Source organism: Streptomyces tatrensis, assembly GCF_049310065.1.
GTDB lineage: Bacteria > Actinomycetota > Actinomycetes > Streptomycetales > Streptomycetaceae > Streptomyces.
Genome location: NZ_JBMDLB010000011.1, coordinates 2,175,330 through 2,191,753 on the forward strand (window position 1 = coordinate 2,175,330; position 16,424 = coordinate 2,191,753).

The 16,424-nt window shown below is 73.2% G+C and carries 11 protein-coding genes; 2 read left to right on the forward strand and 9 right to left on the reverse strand.

Annotation, left to right across the window (positions count from 1 at the left end; all coding sequences use genetic code 11):
* Positions 1–32: 32 nt before the first annotated feature.
* Complete coding sequence (locus ACODT5_RS25615) at positions 33–1,184, reverse strand: acyl-CoA dehydrogenase family protein (RefSeq protein ID WP_385373600.1); 1,152 nt, start codon at positions 1,182–1,184, stop codon at positions 33–35.
* 52 nt (positions 1,185–1,236) lie between these two features.
* On the opposite strand from ACODT5_RS25615, the gene ACODT5_RS25620 reads away from it, so the two are divergent.
* Positions 1,237–1,893, forward strand: coding sequence for a TetR/AcrR family transcriptional regulator (locus tag ACODT5_RS25620; protein WP_422525027.1), 657 nt, complete (start codon positions 1,237–1,239; stop codon positions 1,891–1,893).
* Between the two features lie 161 nt (positions 1,894–2,054).
* On the opposite strand, the gene ACODT5_RS25625 is transcribed toward ACODT5_RS25620, so the two are convergent.
* From ACODT5_RS25625 to ACODT5_RS25640, 4 genes are all read right to left on the reverse strand, one after another.
* A complete protein-coding gene (locus ACODT5_RS25625; protein WP_422521593.1) occupies positions 2,055–3,134 on the reverse strand; it encodes a Zn-dependent alcohol dehydrogenase in 1,080 nt (359 codons plus the stop codon).
* A gap of 25 nt (positions 3,135–3,159) precedes the next feature.
* Positions 3,160–4,572 (reverse strand): aldehyde dehydrogenase family protein, encoded by a 1,413-nt coding sequence (locus ACODT5_RS25630; protein ID WP_422521594.1) that lies wholly within the window; start codon positions 4,570–4,572, stop codon positions 3,160–3,162.
* Positions 4,573–4,708: 136 nt separating this feature from the next.
* On the reverse strand, positions 4,709–6,247 hold the full coding sequence (locus ACODT5_RS25635) for a citrate:proton symporter (protein ID WP_422521595.1): 1,539 nt from the start codon (positions 6,245–6,247) through the stop codon (positions 4,709–4,711).
* Between the two features lie 83 nt (positions 6,248–6,330).
* Positions 6,331–8,661, reverse strand: coding sequence for a molybdopterin oxidoreductase family protein (locus ACODT5_RS25640; protein WP_422521596.1), 2,331 nt, complete (start codon positions 8,659–8,661; stop codon positions 6,331–6,333).
* 535 nt (positions 8,662–9,196) lie between these two features.
* Between ACODT5_RS25640 and ACODT5_RS25645 the strand changes: the two genes are divergently transcribed.
* On the forward strand, positions 9,197–10,558 hold the full coding sequence (locus tag ACODT5_RS25645; protein WP_422521597.1) for a (2,3-dihydroxybenzoyl)adenylate synthase: 1,362 nt from the start codon (positions 9,197–9,199) through the stop codon (positions 10,556–10,558).
* 129 nt (positions 10,559–10,687) lie between these two features.
* Here ACODT5_RS25645 and ACODT5_RS25650 read toward each other — a convergent pair whose 3' ends face one another.
* From ACODT5_RS25650 to ACODT5_RS25665, 4 genes are all read right to left on the reverse strand, one after another.
* Complete coding sequence (locus ACODT5_RS25650) at positions 10,688–11,308, reverse strand: TetR/AcrR family transcriptional regulator (protein ID WP_385373649.1); 621 nt, start codon at positions 11,306–11,308, stop codon at positions 10,688–10,690.
* Between the two features lie 49 nt (positions 11,309–11,357).
* Positions 11,358–12,818: a hypothetical protein gene (locus tag ACODT5_RS25655; protein ID WP_422525028.1), complete on the reverse strand. Its 1,461-nt coding sequence runs from the start codon at positions 12,816–12,818 to the stop codon at positions 11,358–11,360.
* A gap of 436 nt (positions 12,819–13,254) precedes the next feature.
* Positions 13,255–14,067 carry a cupredoxin domain-containing protein gene (locus ACODT5_RS25660; protein ID WP_422525029.1) on the reverse strand — a complete coding sequence of 271 codons (813 nt, stop codon included), beginning with the start codon at positions 14,065–14,067 and terminating at the stop codon, positions 13,255–13,257.
* 113 nt (positions 14,068–14,180) lie between these two features.
* Positions 14,181–16,361 (reverse strand): right-handed parallel beta-helix repeat-containing protein, encoded by a 2,181-nt coding sequence (locus ACODT5_RS25665; RefSeq protein ID WP_422521598.1) that lies wholly within the window; start codon positions 16,359–16,361, stop codon positions 14,181–14,183.
* Positions 16,362–16,424 lie beyond the last annotated feature (63 nt).

Consider the following 16,424-nt stretch of genomic DNA (forward strand, 5'->3'; position numbering starts at 1 on the left):
CGCGCGGATCGCGTACATACTCAGGAAAGTGCTCAGAAAGCGGAAACCCCGGTACGGGCACGGCCGATGAGGAGCTTCTGGATCTGGCTGGTGCCCTCGTAGAGGGTCATCACGCGGGCGTCGCGCAGGAGCTTGCCGGCCGGGTACTCGTCGATGTAGCCGTAACCGCCGTGCACCTGAAGGGCGTTGCTCGCGGCGCGGACGGCGGCTTCGGAGGCGAAGAGCTTGGCGGTGGAGGACTCGGTGGCGAAGGGCAGTCCGCGGTCGATCAGATCGGCCACCCGCCAGGTCAGCAGCCGGGCCGCGTCCACGTCGACGGAGATGTCGGCGATCAGCTCCTGGACCAGCTGGTGGTGGGCGATCGGCTTGCCGAACTGCTCGCGCTGGGCGGCGTAGGACACGGCCGCGTCCAGCGCGGCCTGGGCGATGCCGACGCAGCCCGCGGCGACGGACATCCGGCCCTTGGCGAGGGCCGACATGGCGACGGAGAAGCCCTTCCCCTCGGGGCCGAGCATCGCGGAGGCGGGTACGCGCACGCCGTCGAGGGAGAGTTCGGCGGTGGCCTGGCCGCGCAGGCCCAGCTTGCCGTGGATCTCGCGGCGGGTCAGGCCCGGCGAGTCGGTGGGCACGAGGAACGCGGAGATTCCGCGGTGGCCGGGGTCCTCGTTCGTGCGGGCGAAGAGCAGGACCACGTCGGCCCAGGTGCCGTTGGTGATGAACATCTTGCTGCCGCTGATCACGTACGAGTCGCCCTCGCGCCGGGCGCGGGTGGTCAGGGCCGCGGCGTCGGAGCCGGTTCCGGGCTCGGTGAGGCCGAAGCAGCCGAGGGCTTCGCCGGAGCACAGGCGGGGCAGCCAGGCGCGCTTCTGCTCCTCGCTCCCCCAGGCGGCGACGGTCTTGGCGACCAGGCCCAGGGAGACGGAGACGATGCCGCGCACGGCGGAGTCGCCGCGGCCGAGTTCCTCGGTGACCAGGACGTAGGAGAGGTGGTCTCCGCCGGAGCCGCCGTACTCCTCGGGGACGGTCAGGCCGAGGAAGCCGACGGAGCCGAGCTTCTTCACGACGGCCCGGTCCACGCTCTCGGCGCGGTCCCACTCGGCGGCGTACGGGGCGATCTCGCGCTCCGTGAACGCGCGGGCGAGATCGCGGACGGCGGACTGCTCCTCGCTGAGTTCCAGATTCACCGGGCACCTCCGGTTAACTACCATCGCTAGTTTAAATGTGGCAGGCCTTACTATGTGGCGCATGGCCAGACCGCGCAAGCCCCTCCTCAGCAGATCGCTCATCGTCGAGGCGGCGGGTGCGCTGGTGGACGGCGAGGGGCTGGAGGCCGTCTCGACGCGACGACTGGCCGCGGCGCTGGGGGTCAGCGGGCCGTCGCTGTACAACCACTTCCGCACGAAGGACGAGATCCTGGACGCGGTCGCGGACGCGGTGAGCGCGCGGGTCGACCTGTCGATGTTCGAGGCGGGGGACGGCCGGGAGTGGCAGGTCGCGCTGCGCGACTGGGCGCACTCCTACCGGGCCGCCCTGTCCGACCATCCGAACATCGTGCCGGTGCTGGCCCGCGGGCCGGGCCGGCGGCCCGCCGGACTGCGGGTGGCCGACGCCGTCTTCGGCGCGATGACCGCGGCCGGCTGGCCGCCGGCGCAGGCGACCCGGATCGGGGCGCTGATGCGGTACTTCATCCTCGGCTCAGCCGTGGGTTCCTTCGCCCGGGGTTTCGTGGACGACGAGACGGCATACGACCCGTCGGACTACCCGCACCTGGGTCAGGCCCACCTGCTGGCGGAGCGGCAGCAGGAGGTGGACGAGGGCGCCTTCGAGACGGGCCTGGCGGCCCTGCTGGACGGCCTGGCCCTCCAGTACGCGGCGCTGCGGGAGACGGCCTGACGGCGCTTGGCTCCGCCTGCACCGGCCCGGCTCCGTCTGCCGGGAGGCCCGCAGGGGCGGGCCTCCCGGACGGACGGGCCGGCTGTCCGACTGACTGCCCGGCTGCCCGGCCGCCTGACTGCCTGACTGCCTGACTGCCTGACTGCCTGACTGCCTGACTGTTAGAAGATCACCAGCGAGCGGCCGCCCTTGCCCGCCAGCATCGCGTCGAAGGCCGCCGGGATCCCGTCGAGGGTGATCCGGTCGGTGACCAGGGCGCCGAGGTCGATGCGGCCCGCGCGGACGTGGGCGGCGATCACCGGGAGGTCGCGGGCGGGGTCGCTGTTGCCGTAGACGCAGCCGGTGAGGGTGCGGGCGAAGTGGAAGATCTCCAGGGCGTTGAAGGTGACCTGCTGCTCCTTGCCCCCGATGCCGACCACCGTCGTACGGCCGCCGCGCCGGGTGGACTCCCAGGCACCGCGGATGCTCGCGGCCCGGCCCGCGCACTCGACGGCCACGTCGGCGCCGTGGCCGCCGGTGAGGGCGCGGATCTCCTTGGCGGTGGTCTCGGAGGCGAGCAGGAACTCAGTGGCACCGGCCGCCCGGGCCAGTTCCTCCTTGTCCGGGGATACGTCCACGGCCACGATCGGGCCCGCCATCGCGATCCGGGCCGCCTGGAGGGCGGCCAGACCCACGCCGCCGACTCCGAAGACGGCCACCGACTCGCCGGGGCGGACCTGGGCGCTGTGGTGGACGGCTCCGTAGCCGGTGAGGACCGCGCAGCCGAGCAGTGCGGCCTCGGCGAGCGGGATCCCGGCGGGGGCGGGCAGGACGCAGTTGGCCGCGACGACCGTCTCCTCGGCGAAGGCGGCCACGTTCAGCCCGGGGTGCAGCTCGACCCCCTGGGCGTCGTGGGCGTACACCGCTCCCACCCCGGTGAGCGCATTGGCGCAGAGCCAGACCTCGCCGATCGAGCAGTGGTGGCACTGCCCGCAGGACGGGGCCCAGTTGAGCACCACCCCGTCGCCGGGCGCGACGTGGGTGACCCCTTCGCCGACGGCGAGGACCGTGCCCGCGCCCTCGTGGCCGAGGACGGCGGGTACGGGGACCCGCATGGTGCCGTTGGTGAGGGAGAGGTCGGAGTGGCAGACCCCGGCGGCGGCGAGCCGCACCCGGACCTGGCCGGGGCCGGGTTCGGGCAGCACGATGTCCCGTATCTCGAGGGGGGCTCCGACGGCGGGCAGGATGGCGGCGCGGACCATGATCGTCGTCTCCGTGGGTGCGGGGCTAGAACTGCAGGGACTTGGTCTGGAGGTACTCGGCGAGGCCGTGCGGGCCCAGCTCGCGGCCCACGCCGGACTTCTTGTACCCGCCGAAGGGCGCGAGCGGGTTGAAGCGGCCGCCGTTGATGTCCACCTGGCCGGTGTCCATCAGGCGGGCGAAGGCGACGGCCGTCTCCTCGTCCGCCGCCCAGACCGCCCCGCCCAGCCCGTAGTCGGTGCCGTTCGCGATGGCCAGGGCCTCGTCCTGGTCGCCGTAGGGAAGGATCGACAGCACCGGGCCGAAGATCTCTTCCTGGGCGATGGTCATGTCGGGCGTGACGTCGGCGAACACGGTCGGGGCGATGAAGTACCCCTGCTCGTGCGGGGCCTCGGGTCCGCCCGCGACGAGGCGCGCGCCCTCCTCCACGCCCTTGGTGATGAAGCCGCGGACGCGGTCGCGCTGCTTGGCGCTGACGACCGGGCCGAGGCGGGTGGCCGGGTCGAGGGGGTCGCCGGAGGCGTACTTGCCCGCGGCGGCGGCCGCGAGGGAGACCGCCTCCTCGTAGTCGTCCCGGTGGACGAGCATGCGGGTGAGCGCGTTGCAGCTCTGGCCGGAGTTGTTCATGACGTGGCCCACGCCCGCGGCGACGGCCTTGGCGAGGTCGGCGCCGGGCAGGATGACATTGGCCGATTTGCCGCCCAGTTCCAGGGCGACCCGCTTGATGGCGGCGCCGGCCGTGGCGCCGATCTGCTTGCCGACGGCGGTGGATCCGGTGAAGGAGACGAGGTCGACTCCCTCGTGCGCGGCCAGGGCCTGGCCGGTGACCGGGCCGGTGCCGGTCACCAGGTTGAAGACCCCGGCGGGGATCCCCGCCTCGTGCACGGCTTCGGCGAAGAGCTGTGCGGTCAGCGGGGTGTCCTCGGCGGGCTTGAGGACGATGGTGCAGCCCGCGGCGAGAGCGGGTGCCACCTTGGCAACGATCTGGTGCAGCGGGTAGTTCCAGGGGGTGATCGCCCCGACGACGCCGACCGGCTCCATCAGCACGGTCGAGTTCCCGATCCGCTCCTCGAAGGCGTACGAGGCCCCGAGCTCGGCGTAGGAGGAGGCCACGGCGATCGGCGCCCCGACGTGGACCATCTCCGAGAACCCCAGCGGCGAGCCCAGCTCGGCGGTGATCGTCTCGGCTATTTCGCCCTTGCGGGCGACCAGCACGTCGCGCAGGGCCCCGATGAGGGCGGCCCGCTCGGCCGGAGCCGTGGCCGCCCAGGCCGGGAAGGCCGCACGGGCCGCTCGTACGGCCGCGTCCACGTCCTCGGCCGTACCGGCCGGGACCGAGGCGATGGCCCGCTCGTCGGCCGGGTTGAGGACCTCGATGCGGCCTTGGCCGAGGGCGGCCCGCCACTCGCCGCCGATGTACATCCCGTCATGGGCCTTCATGGCAATCCTCCCGAGCACGCGCGGGCGCGTGGACCTGTAGACCTGTCGACCTGCTGTAGAGCTGCTGTGGTTCTGGCGTCGCCAACACCCTACAAACTAGCGTCGGTAGTTTTGTGTGCGCCAGGGGCGGCGGGGGTCAGATGATGCCGAAAAGCATCCCTGCCGCCAGGACCACCAGGGAGGTCAGGGCCGCCCATTTCACGGTGAACCGGGTGTGGTCGCCGAACTCGACCTTGGCCATGCCGACGAGGACGTAGACGGCCGGAACGAGCGGGCTCGACATGTGCAGGGCCTGCCCGACCAGGGAGGCGCGGGCGATTTCGAGCGGGGAGACCCCGTGGGCGGCCCCGGCCTCGGCGAGGACCGGCAGGACGCCGAAGTAGAAGCCGTCGTTGGACATGAAGTAGGTGAGGGGCAGGCTGAGCAGGCCGGTGACCAGGGCCATGTGCGGGCCCATGCCCTCGGGGATGGCGCCGACGAGCCAGTCGGCCATGTGCTTGACCATGCCGGTGCCGGTGAGGACGCCGGTGAAGACGGCGGCGGCGAAGACCATTCCGGCGACGTTCAGGACGTTCTCGGCGTGGGCTGCGATCCGGGCCTTCTGGTCCGGCATGTGGGGGAAGTTGACGGTGAGGGCGAGGGCGGCCCCGATGAGGAAGAGCACCGGGATCGGGAGCAATTCCATGATCATGGCGGTGAGCAGGGCGACGGTGAGGCCCGCGTTGAACCAGTAGAGGCGGGGACGCAGGGTCGGGCGGTGCGGGTCCAGGCCCTGGAAGCCGTCTTCGGCGGGGGTGGCCTCTTCGGCGGGGGTGGCGCCCTCGCCGGGGGCGGACGAGGCAGGTCCCGCGGACTCGGAGGGCGGGGTGGGGCCCGTGGACCGGGCGGACGGGATGGACGGGATGGACGGGGCTGACGGGGTGGACGGGGTGGACGCCTCGGCACCGGTGGGCGCCTGGGAGCCGCCGGCGCTCCCGGCGGCGGCCGGGGCCTTGCCGGCCGCGACGAGGAGTTCCCCGGCCGGCTCCGCCGACCGCTCTGTGCCATCGGGGAGGGTCAGCAGGCCGAGGCGGCGGCGTTCCTTGAGGCCGAGGACGTAGGCCAGGGCGAAGACGAAGAGCAGGCCCACGGCGAGCGCGGGGATCATCGGTACGAAGATGTCGGCGGCGTCGAGCTTGAGCGCGGTGGCGGCGCGGGCCGTGGGGCCGCCCCAGGGCAGGGTGTTCATGACGCCGTTGGCGGTGGCCGCGACTCCGGTCATCACCACCAGGCTCATGCCGAGGCGCTTGTAGAGCGGGTACATGGCCGAAACGGTGATCATGAAGGTGGTCGAGCCGTCGCCGTCGAGCGAGACGATGGCGGCGAGGACGGCGGTGCCGACCACGACGCGCATCGGGTCGGCCCTGCAGAAGCGCAGGATGCCGCGCACGATCGGGTCGAAGAGGCCGACGTCGATCATCACGCCGAAGTAGACGATGGCGAACATCAGCATGGCGGCGGTCGGCGCGAGCTTGCCGACTCCGTCGATGACGTAGCCGCCGAGCTGCGCGCCCTGTCCGGCGAACACGCAGAAGAGTGCGGGGATGAGGACGAGCGCCGCGATGGGCGACATTTTCTTCAGCATGATCAGGACCAGGAAGGTCGCGATCATGGCGAAGCCGAGGAAGGTCAGCATGGGGGGAACCTAGGTGCCTCCTCTGGGGGCCAACAAGACGTCCACGCGTGAGCAATACGAGCAAAACCCCAGCTCAGGGGATGTCAGGGGATCGGTGTCAGTTCGACGGGGAAGCCGTTGAGCACGGCCGTACCGGAGAGCGGGTCGAGCCGGCTGCCGTCGAGGAGCTGGTTGACGTTGGCTCCGGGCACGGCCGCGGCCACGGAGAGGCGGGTGCCGGGGCGGTCGTGGCCCCAGCCGTGCGGGAGGCTCACGACTCCGGTGCGCAGGGTGTCGGTGACCTCGACGGGAACCTCCAGGCTGCCGCCGTCGGCGGTGATCCGGGCCAGGTGCCCGTCGGTGAGACCGAGCCGGGCGGCGTCGTCCGGGTGGACCTGGAGGGTGCAGCGGTTGGAACCTCCGGCGAGGGCCGGAACGTTGTGCAACCAGCTGTTGTTGGACCGCAGGTGGCGGCGGCCCACGAGCACCAGGGCGGCGGGGCTGTCGGCGAGTGCCCTGCGCAGCCTGGGGAGTTCGGCCGCGATCGGGTCCGGCAGGAGCTCGATCCTGCCGCTGCGCGTCTTCAGCAGGCCCGGGAGCCGGGACTGCAGCGGGCCCAGGTCGATTCCGTGCGGGTGCGCGCGCAACTGCTCCAGCCCGAGGCCGCCGGGGACGGGAGTGGGGGTGGGGGTGGGGGCAGGGGCGGGGCCCGGTCCGGCCGCGCCTTCGGGCGTGCCCGCGCTGGTACCCGTACCGGCGCTTCCGGGCAGGGACGGAGCCGCGCCGAACCGGTCTCCGTAGGGGCCGAGCCGGAGCATCATGTCGAGGCGGCGCTCGGGGCCGCCGGCGCCCGCGAGCAGCCCGGCGAGGCGCGCCGGGTCCTGTCCGCGCAGGGGAGATTCCGGGTCGGCGCACTCCCTGGCCAGGGTGGCCCCGATGGCGAGCTCGTCCACGGTGGCCGGGTCGGTTCCGTGCATGCCGGAGACGGCGAGTACGAGACGGGCGTGGATCTCGCACTCGTCCATGCGCCCGTCTTCGAGCGGGACGGCGGGCGGTGAATAGCGGACCTGGTTGCGGATGGCGAAGGTGTTGAAGGAGAAGTCGAAGTGGGCGCTCTGGGAGGGCGGTGCGGGAGGCAGGACCACGTGGGCGTGGCGTGAGGTCTCGTTGAGGTAGGGATCGATGCTGACCATGAAGTCGAGCCCGGCCAGGGCCGCGTCGAGGCGCCGGCCGTCGGGGGCGGACAGCACGGGGTTCGCCGCGATGGAGACGAGGGCCCGGATCCGCCCCTCCCCCGGGGTCTCGATCTCCTCCGCCAGCGCGGCCATGGGCAGTTCGGCCTTGGCCTCGGGGTGGCCGCTGACCCGGCTGTGCCAGCGTCCGAGGCTGAAGCCCTTGCCGGGTCCGGCCGGCCGGGGTGCGCGGTCGGTCGCGGACAGCGGGAACAGGGCTCCGCCCGGCCGGTCGAGGTTTCCGGTCAGGACGTTCAGCACGTCGACCAGCCAGCTGGCGAGCGTGCCGTACTCCACGGTGCAGCTGCCGATCCGCCCGTAGACGGCGGCGGTCGGCGCGGCCGCGAGATCGCGGGCGAGGTCGCGGATCTCTTCGGCCGTGAGGTCGCAGGCGGGGGCGACGGCCTCAGGAGTGAAACTACCGAGCGCTTCGGCGAGTTCCCCGATTCCCTGCGCGTGTTCCGCGAGTGCGCCCGGATCGGCCAGTTCCTCGGCGAGCAGCGTCTGGGCCAGGGCGGCGAGCAAGAGCGCATCGCTGCCGGGGCGCGGTGCGAGGTGGCGGTCGGCGAGCTTGGCGGTGCGGGTGCGGCGCGGGTCGACGACGACGAGGGTGCCGCCCCGTGCGCGCAGCGCCTTGAGCCGGCCGGGGAAGTCGGGTGCGGTGCACAGGGAGCCGTTGGACTCGACCGGGTTCGCCCCCAGGAGCAGGAGGAAGTCCGTGCGGTCGAGGTCCGGGACGGGGATGGCGAAGGGATCCCCGAAGAGCAGCCCGCTGGAGACGTGTTTGGGCATCTGGTCCAGGGTGCTGGCCGTGAAGAGGTTGCGGGTGCCGAGCGCCTTGAGGAGCAGGGGCGGGTAGAGCTGGCCGGCCATGGTGTGGACGTTCGGGTTGCCGAGGACGACGCCGACGGACTGGGGCCCGTACGCGCCCACGAGCGCGGGGACCGCGTCGGCGATGGCCTGGTAGGCCTCCTCCCAGGTGGCCTCCACGAGCCGGCCGTCGCGTCGCACGAGAGGGGTCCGCAGCCGGTCGGGATCGGCGTCGAGGCCACCGAAGGCGGCACCCTTGGGGCAGATGAAACCGCGGCTGAACACGTCGTCGCGGTCCCCCCGGGCCCCGGTGACGGTGGTGCCTTCGATGGTGAGCGTGAGGCCACAAGTGGCCTCGCACAGGGGGCAGATGCGCAGGGCGGTGCGGGGCATGGGCCCTCCAGGGGCAGCAGGCTGCGACACGGGGCACGGGGCACGGGCGCCGGACCCGCGCGGGCGGCACCGAGCATACCGACCGGTAGGCACGGTGGGGAGGGTCCGGCGCGACCCGGAATCGGGGGGACGGGGCCTGGGCCCGGATCCGGGCGGGGGGCGGGGCGGGGCCAGCGTCGAGGCCAGCGCCAGCGCCGGGGCCGGGGCCGGGGCCGGGGCCGGGGCCGGGCGGGCGAGGCTAGGGCCGAGGCGGGACCGGGGCCGGGCCTAGCCGGGCGAAGCCGCGGCGATGTCGGGCAGGGTCCCGGCCGTTTCGGAGGGCCGCACGGGGCGACGGGCAATTCGACGCCGCCGCGCGCACGCGGACACCCTGCGCACGTTTTCCCCACCGCGCCGCGCATTCACACCCGCCACCCCACGCCCCGACCGTTCCCCCTGCTCAGCGGCGCCCCTTGGTCCTTCTGCTGACGCAATTCGGCGCCCTTGGTCGGGAAAGCACATTGCCCCTGTGGAGAGGGGCGGATTGGATTGCCGAATGACATCCATGCTCGACGGCTGTACGCCCTGGCCCGAGGAATTCGTCGACTACTACTGGGCGTCCGGCCACTGGCGGGGCAACACGCTGGACAACCTGCTGCGCGGCTGGGCCGTGCAGTTCGGACCGCGGACCGCGCTCGTCCACGGCGACACCCGCCTCACGTACGCGGCCCTGAACCGCCGCGTGAGCCGGATGGCCGCCGGGTTCCGGCTGCGCGGCCTGCGGCCCGGACAGCGGGTCGTCGTCCAGCTCCCCGACGTCCCCGAGCTCGTCGTCGCCACGTTCGCGCTGATGCGCGCCGGCGCGGTCCCGGTGCTCTGCCCGATCTCGCACCGCGCGGCCGAGGTGTCCCACGTCGTCCAGGTCTCCGAGGCCACCGGCTACATCGGTCCCGCGACGTACCGGGGCTTCGACCACACGGCGATGGCCGCCGGCATCGCGACCCAGGGCCCCTTCCTGCGCCGGGTGTTCACCTACGAGCCGCCGGGCACCTCGGACCCGTACGGCGGTTTCACGACCGACACCTCGGGCTGCCACTACTTCCCGCTGGACTCCCTCGACTCCCCGGCCGAGCCCGCGCTCACGCTGAGCGCCGGCCAGGTGGCGCTCTTCCTGCTCTCCGGCGGCGCCGGCGAGGCACCCGGGTTGGTTCCGCGCACCCACAACGACTACGCCTACCAGGCGCGGGCCGCCGCCGAGCTGGTGTCGCTCACCCAGGACGACGTGTACCTCGCCGCGCTGCCCGCCGATCTCAACCTCGCCTTCGGCGGCCCCGGCATCATCGGCACCCTCACCGTCGGCGGCACCGTCGTCCTGGTCGAGGACCCGGAACCCGCCGCGTTCCTGGCGGCCGTCGAGCGCGAGCGGGTCACCGTCGCCTCGGTGACGCCCGCCACCGCCCGGCTCTGGCTCGACGCACGTCCCGCGGCCGCGACCGCGGACCGGGCCGATGTGAGCAGCCTGCGTCTCGTACAGGTCGGCGGCAGCACCCCGCCCTTGGACCGTGCGACCGCCGAACGGGTGGGCTCCGAATGGGGTTGCCGCCTCCAGCAGGTCTTCGGCACGGACGAGGGGCTGCTCACCCTCACCCGGCCCGGCGATCCGGACGAGACGGTGCTCACGACGCAGGGCCGTCCGCTCTCCCCCGACGATCAGATCCGCGTCGTCGACGCCGACGGCAAGGAGGTCCCCGACGGGGAGCCCGGCGAGCTCCTGGCCCGCGGCCCCTACACGGCGCGCGGCTACTACCGCTCGCCCGGCCGCAACGCGCGCGCCTTCACCCCCGACGGCTACCTGCGCACCGGCGCCCTCGCGCGGCGCACGCCGGACGGCAACCTGGTGGTGACCGGCCGCCTGTAGGCGGCGCGTGATGGAACGGCGGTCTCCCCGGTGTGGGAGGCCGCCGTCACGGCCCGACGGGCGTGGGCCGTCCGGCCGGCCCGACCGGCCCCGTCAGTCCGGCCGGCAATGTCAGCCCCGTCAGTCCCGTCAGTCCAGGACGCGTGCGAGGTAGGCGTGCATCATCGCGCGGGTTTCGGCGACGATGTCGGGGTCGCCGGACGGGTCGTTGCGGAAGGCCAGCTGGATCAGGGCGTCGGTGGCCTCGACCGCGACCAGGACGGCCCGCTCGAGGGTGGCGTCCGGGGTGAGGGCGAGGTGGGCGCCGAGGAGTTCGGTGAGGCGGACGGCGACCAGGTGGTTGGGGTCGGAGGCGGGCCCCTCGGACGGCGGCGCCGGCACCCCGAAGTCGACGAGGGCGAAGCCGGGCACGCTGCGCTTCATCACCAGGTACTCGTCCAGCACCGCGTCGACGACCGGGCGCCAGTCGGTGTCCGGGAGCTCCGCCAGCCGCTGCTCGATGCCGTCGGCGTAACGGTCGAGGTTGCGGTGGGCCAGGGCGATGGCCATGGCCCGCTTGTTGCCGAAGAACCGGTAGACCGAACCGATCGGCACGCCGGCCCGCAGGGCCACGGCCCGGGTGCTGAGGTTCTCGTACCCGGTCTCGTCAAGGAGCTCCGCGCAGGCGTCGAGGATCCGGGCGAGGCGGTCGGCGCTGCGCTGCTGGATCGGCGTCCGGCGCAATGGATGGGCTGGGGGCACGGGGTCCATCATGCCGCTCCTGGGTTCACGGGTGGGCGGCGGTACCGGTTCGGCCGCCTCAGTTCAGCAGCAGGCTGAGGCCGCCCACCGTGTACGTGATCATCAGCGCGAGCAGGGGCAGTTGCCCGGCGACGGCTTTCGCGGGCGGGAAGAGGCGTACGGAGCGGTCGTGCGCGGCGATCACACCGAGCACGTGGCCGGCGACGACGGCGATCACCTGAAGGGCGGCGAGGCCGCCGGGGCCCAAGGGCGACAAGGGTTCCGGGGCGTTGTCAGTGCCCAGTGCCATGATTACTGTGCGTGGTCCTTCGATTACCAGGAGGGAGAAGTAGTGGGCGACGAGATAGCCGAGGGCGATCGGTACGAGTGAGTGCGCGAAGGCGGTCAGCGGGCCGGGGTGCGGGCCGCAGACGAGGCGGGTGACCGCCGCGCAGAGGCAGTAGAGGGCGGCGACGAGGGCGACGGCTCCGGCGAGTCCGAGGGTGGCCGCGGCCGTGCGGCCGAGGGGGGAGGTCTGGATCGCGTTGATCCACGAGGGGTTGTCGGAGAAGCCGTCGTAGGCGGTGGATCCGAGCAGGACGCAGACGGTGGCGACGAGTCCGGGCCGCTCGGGCGTCGCGTCGAGTCCGTGGAAGGGGTTACGGAGAACGAGGCGGCCGTCGCTGCGACGGCCGAGGGGGGAGAGCCGGGCCAGGAGGTCGGAGTACGCCTCGAAGGCGTCTCCGTCGGCGAACCAGCGCTCACCGTAGCGGGCGGCGAGCAGGAGCTGGACGGCGGCGTAGCCGGTCAGGGCGATCAGGAGGGTGGTGGTGGAGGCGGGATCGGGAGAGACGAGTTCGAGCCAGGTGAAGGCGAAGAGCCCGACGGCGGCGGGCCATTGCCCTAGCCGGGCGGGGAGCGGGCGGTGGTCTCGGGGCTCCGGGCGCGGGGGCTGCGGAGCTTGCGGAGCTTGCGGAGCTTGCGGGCCAGGGAGGTCCGGTACCGCGGCGAGGTGCGGTGCAGGGACTCGCGGACTCCGGGAGGAGCGCGCGGAGGCGGCTCCGGCGGCTGCGGCTGAGGGCCGGGCCGTACGGAGCTTGGCCGACAGCCCGGCAAGCAGCCGGTGCAGGGTACGGAGCGGGTTGAGAAGGCGCCAGACGGGGCCGAAGAGGAGGGAGGCGGGGACGAGGCCGACCCAGAGCAGGACGTAAACGGCGCCGGGAGCGGGGTTGCGGGCGGGGTCGTCGGGGCCGAGGAGGAGGTACAGGAGGACGGCGAGCGCGGCCACGAGGCCGAGCCCGCGCAGGGTGGTGCGGGTGGCCGGCGCGTCGGCCACCCGCTGGAACCCGGCGGGCAGGGCGAGGCCGGAGCGATCGCCGCGGAAGCGGGAGGCGGACCAGAGGAGACCCAGCGCGAGGAAGGAGACGAAGAGTGCGGTGAAGGCGCCGGCGAAGGCGTAGAAGGGGGAGATCGGCAGATCGTGCTGCGAGCCGATGCCGTGCGCGAGCACGGTGAGCGGATCGCCCGGGTGCAGGACCACGCCCTGGCCGAACCCGCCACCGGATGGCCCGTACAGGACCGCCGCCGTCCCGAACCCAGTCACCGCCGGACCGCCGGGGCCCCGGCCGGGGCCGGAGCCGGAGCCGAGGTCACGGCCGGGGCCGGGGCTGGGGCCGAGGCCTTGGCCGGGGCTTTGGTCGGAGCCGAGGCCGGCGCTGGGACCGGGGCCGAGGCCGAGGCCTTGGCCGGGGCCGAGGCCGGAGCCGAGGCCGGAGCCGAGGCCGGAGCCGGAGCCGAGGCCGGGGCCGGAGCCGGGGCCGGAGCCGAGGTCGGCGCTGGGACCGGGGCCGAGGCCTTGGCCGGAGCCGAGGCCGGGGCCAGGACCAGGACCGGAGCCTGGCTCAGGGCCGGAGCCCCGGTCGGGGTCCGGGAACCGGTCGGGGTCCGGGGTGGGGCTTGGTGTTGGGGTCGTGGGGTCATCGGACTACCAGTTGGGTCAGGACGAGGTTGGACTCGTGGGTCTCGACCTCGAAGAGGCCCGTGCGGTCGGCCGTCAGGATCAGGGTGGCCTCCTGGCCTGCCGGCAGGGCGAGTTCCTTGTCGATGCCGTGGACGTGCAGGGTGTCGGCGCGGTCGCTGGTGACACGTAGGGCCACGCGTTCGCCGCGTTTCACTTCCACCCGGCCCGGGGCCGGGCTGACCTTGCCGTCTCGCACGGTGATGGTCACCGTGCGGTCGGCCTGCGCCGTCTCCGGGGGCGTGGGAGACGGTGCGGCCGGGGAGTGGGAGTGGGTGGACAGGGCCGATCCCGGGGCTAGTTGGAGGGTGGCTTCGACCGGCTTGCCCGCCACCGCCCAGGCCGTGTGGTCGTCCGCGTAGAGGCGGACGGTGAGGGTGCGCGTGCCACCCTCGGGTACCTGCGCGGCGGGCAGGTGGAACCAAGGGCCGTACAGGCGGGCCAGTTTGCGGCCGTCCAGCTCCAGGTGTGCGTGCCCGGCACCCGGGAGGGCGGCGCCGCCGGTGCTGTCGGGGGTGAAGTGGAAGTTCGCCACCGTCAGCTGGAGGTTCCAGCCGTCCTCGGAGTCCGGCCGGGCGGCGAGCCGGACCTCCGGCGCGCCCTCGGCCGGGACCTCGCGGAGCCGGTGGCCCGCGCCGTCGTCGGCGGTGAGCAGGGTGCCGACCTTCCCGGAGGCCTGCTCGTGGGTGGTGCCGGGCTTGTGGTGGGTGGTGGCCCTCCCCCCGCAGCCCGTCGCCGCACCGCCGGCCAGGAGCAGGGCCAGGGCGAGCAGCGCCGTCGCGCGGCCCGTCCTGTGGGACCGGCGGGACCCGCGCGGGGGCGTGCCGCACACGTCGCACCAGGTCCGGCGTTCGGGGCGGTCGCCGGGGTGGCCCGGGTGGCCCGTCACGGCTGGTCTCCCCCGGCAGCGCCCCGCTGCGCGCCGGCGCCGGTGCCGCCCTCAGCCTCGGCTTCGGCTTCGGCCTCGGCGCTGCGGGTCGGGGCCGGGCCTGCGGGGACGGGGACCCGGTCGCCGGCCGGGTCGTCGCCCGGGCCTGCCGGGCGGGCCGGGGTGCCGCCCGGGCGGGCGGCGGCGATGACGGCCCAGAGGACCCAGACCACCGCGACGAGCGACCGTATCCAGGCGGGGCTGAGCGGGACCCAGGGGATCATCAGGACGGCCTTGTCGAAGGCGTCGAGGAGGGTGAGCGCGCCCAGCAGCAGGGTCAGGCGGGCCAGCCAGGGCCGGGTGGGGCGCAGGGCGAGGCCGGTGCCGGTCCACCACAGGCCGAGGCAGAGCAGGGCCAGTGCCGGGACGAAGGTGCCGATCAGGCCCATCGTGGAGCCGGCCACGTCCAGGGCCAGGCCCGCGAGGCCGAGCAGGGCCGCCACGGTGGCCAGGCGTGAGGCGCGCAGGCGGCGCCACCACAGGAGGCCGCCGACCAGGAGGAGGACCGCCGCGACGGCGAGGGCGAGCTGGGTCTCCACCCGCTGGAGGCCCCGGGAGCCGTACCAGTCGCAGCCGGCCGGGAGCTTGCGCGCCTGGACGCTGTAGTCGGCGCAGACGAGGAGCTGGGCCAGCTTCACCGGTTCGCCGGCCAGCCGGGCCGAAGCGCCGGAGACCGCGCCGCGGCGCTCGCCGCACTGCGGGAGCGTGCCCGGGGTGGAGCCGTCCGGTCCCTGCTGCCAGCAGTTGCCCCGGCCCTGGCCGTCCCACCACACGTCCATGCCGTTGGGGCGGGAGGCGCCGGACTTGTCCTTGCCCAGGATGTTGCCGGCGTAGCGGTTGTGGTGGGAGGTGTCGGTCTGCTTGGACAGCTCCTCCTCGCCGCGGATGAAGGCGGGCACGGCCGACAGGAAGAAGCCCGCGCGCTGGTGCCCGTACACCCAGTTGTTCTCGTAGAGGTTCCAGTTGCCGCCGGCGGTGATGATGCCGGTGCCGGGGGGCATGGAGATCTGCGGGCAGACCACCCCCTGCTCGTAGCCGCGTTCGACGGGCGGTTTGGCGCAGGTGCCGTCCGCGACGTGGTGGTAGTAGTCGGCGTTGTTGTCGTGGATCAGGTTGCGTTCGAAGAAGGCGTGGTTCTGCGGGAGGCCGGGGTGGCCCGGGAAGGCGCTGTCCATCGAGGCGCCGCCCATGTTCTGGTCGAACTCGTTGTCGTGCACCCACACCGAGTCGCCCGCGGTGCCGGAGTAGCCGACCATGTTGTGGTGGCTGCGGCAGCCGGTGATCTCGATGGAGTAGCGGGGGACGTCGTAGCCGCGGTCCTCGTTGATGTCGGAGGCGCTTCCGGGGTAGATGCCGGAGTCGCCGTTGCCGTAGGACTCGCAGTTCTTGTAGAGCCCGTGGTCGCTGGCGAAGGTCAGGAAGCCGTACTCGTCGTTCCAGCGGGTCAGGACGTCGTCGATGACGAAGCCGTCGGCCGCGAGGACGTACAGCGAGTTGAAGGTGGTGCGCTGGGCGGTGAAGTTCCGGAAGTAGACGCCGTCGGATTTGTCGGCGCGGATCGCGTTCAGCTTCTGGTACTTGGCGTCGATGACCACGTCCTGGCGGGAGGCTCCGGTGCCTTCGATCTGGAGGTCGGTCTTGCCGAGGATGGCGACCAGGTTCTGGTTGTGGCGGCAGGCCACCTGCTGCTCGTAGGTCAGGATCTGGTAGCCGAGCGAGGAGTTGGGCGCCTTGAGCGAGGCGCACTCCCCGGTCGGTGCGGTGAGCGAGGGCTCCTCCTCGTAGAGGCCGGGGAGGATCGCGATGTTCATGCCCGGGCGGTCCACGGCGTCGACCGCCGCCTGGAGGTCGCGGAAGCCGTTCTTCTCGCAGCGTTCGTAGAGGGCGAGGTTGCGCTGCTCGAGGGCGTCGGGGAAGGCGGATATCCGGCGCTCGAAGGCGGGGCGGTCGGTCTTGCAGACGATCAGGTCGGGCTCGCCCGCACGGTAGGCGGGTACGGAGCCGGTGCCGTCGGGGAGCTCGACGGGGCGCTCCTCGTGGGCGCTCGCGGCGGGCGCGGCAACGAGGAGTGACAGAAGGGCCAGGAGGGCGGCGAGGAGCGCCGCCGGCACGGCAGGAAACCTGCGGGTCCACGACATGCGCGTGAGAGTAGAGCATTGTTCATCTTTTGGGATCCCCTCACGCAACAACAGGCCGGCGAC